Below are 1,776 nucleotides of genomic sequence, written 5' to 3' on the forward strand. Positions count from 1 at the left end.
GGGCGGGGTCTGCTGCTCAGCCTGGGGATATTGCTGGGCATGGCCGCCCTGGTCGAGCCACCCAAGGAGCGCAGCCAGCGCGATGAACAGGATCCAACCGTCATCCGGATGCAGACGGAGCAGAGCGAGGTCGCGCAGCGAGAGCGCCCTGTCCCGCCTAAACCCGAGCCCCTGCCCGAACCCCCGGCCGCCCTCTCCCTGAGCCCCATGCCCACCCCGGTAACGCCCCCTCTGCCTTCGGTACAACCCAGCCTGGATCTGGTGGCTGATCTGAGTCCTGTGCAGGTTGCCGCCCCCGGTGTACTGGCCGCGCCAGCACCGGCTGCCGTGGCAGCGGGGAATCCCCATGGTCAGCTGGGCGGTGTTGGCAGTAGTGACATTTTGACCCCGCTGCAGCGCATCGAGCCTGCCTACCCCTACCGGGCGCAACAGGCTGGTATAGAGGGTTTCGTGACCCTGAGTTTCGCGGTCGATGCCCAGGGACGGGTACAGGATGTGACCGTGGTCGAGGCCAAACCCAGGCGTCAGTTCGAGCGAGCCGCCATCCAGGCGGTGAGCAAGTGGCGTTATCAGCCAAGACCCGGGGCGAGTGATAAGTTGCCCCAGGTGATCACCCTCAAGTTCAAGTTGGAGTCATGACTATGTTGCGGATCTGGATCTGCCTGTTGGCCCTGGTGAGCGCCGGCAGTTGGGCCATGGAGGTGAGCCCGCTCTTCTCCCGCCAGCTGGCCCCCGTACTCAAGCTCTATCAGTCCGGTCAGTTCCAGCAGGCCCAGAGCCGGGCCCGCGACCTGAAACCAGGCTCAGAGGCTGAGCAGGCCTGGTTGGCTCAGCTCAATGCCTCCCTGGCTGCCAACTTGCAACAGACGGCCCAGGCGAGCCGCTATGTGGAGCAGGCTCTGACCTATAAAGAGTGGCCGGAGCAACAACGGCTCCAGCTGCTGCGCCTGCATGGCGATATTCAAGCTCAGCAATCCAACTGGCGTGGCGCCATTGCCAGCTACCAGGCCGTGCTTGCCAAGCAGCCAAGTGACGAGCTCAGGTTGCGCCTGGCGGGTCTCTACTACCACAACAAACAGTACGCAGAGGCGATTAGCCAGAGCGATCAGCTGCTCAAGAAGGGGTGGCAAAAACCGGTGGCCCTGATCCGGCTCTCGGCCCTGACTGCCTTGCAGCGTTATCCCCAGGCGGCCGACCAGGCCAGCGAGCTGATCCGCCGTGAGCCGACCGAGCAACGCTGGTGGCAACAGGCCGTGGCCCTCAATCTTTCCGCCAAACGGGGCGAGCAGGCCCTGGCGCTGCTGCAAACAGCCATAGACCGCAAGCTGATGGATGATGTGGATACCCGGAGTCAACTGATCCGCTTGTATGCCTGGCAAGGATTACCCTATCGCGGCGCCCGTTTGTTGGAAAACGCCATGAAAAAAGGACAGCTCAAGCAGAGCCCGGAAAATCAGCGCCTGCTTGCCCAGCTTTGGGAAGGTGCGAGAGAGTGGCCCAAGGCCATCGAGAGCTGGCAGACCCTGGCCCGACAGCCCTCCCAGAGCGATGCGGGTTTACGGGCAGCGGAACTTCTGCTGTTGCGAGGCAAAACCGAGGCCGCCATGAGTCAGTTGGCGGCTAGCGGGCAAAACCGGAGCGAGCAGGGACGCAGGGTCAAGGCTCAGCTGGTACAAGCCCTGCTGAATCAAGAGCAGTATTCGAAAGCCATGGTGCTGGCTCAGGAGCTTAAAGCAGAAGGCGGCACGGCCTGGCAGGTACGCGCCGAGCGCTGGC

2 protein-coding genes are annotated in these 1,776 nt (G+C 63.4%); both read left to right on the plus strand.

Translation table 11 applies throughout. The features are described from left to right. The coding region (locus BN1130_RS19340; protein WP_157014110.1) for an energy transducer TonB at nt 1–639 on the plus strand (639 nt) is incomplete at its 5' end. A gap of 2 nt (nt 640–641) precedes the next feature. Then, nucleotides 642–1,776: tetratricopeptide repeat protein (locus BN1130_RS19345; protein ID WP_042044052.1), on the plus strand; the 1,135-nt coding region annotated here is incomplete at its 3' end.

Source organism: Aeromonas rivuli (genome assembly GCF_000820045.1).
Taxonomy (GTDB): Bacteria; Pseudomonadota; Gammaproteobacteria; order Enterobacterales; family Aeromonadaceae; genus Aeromonas; species Aeromonas rivuli.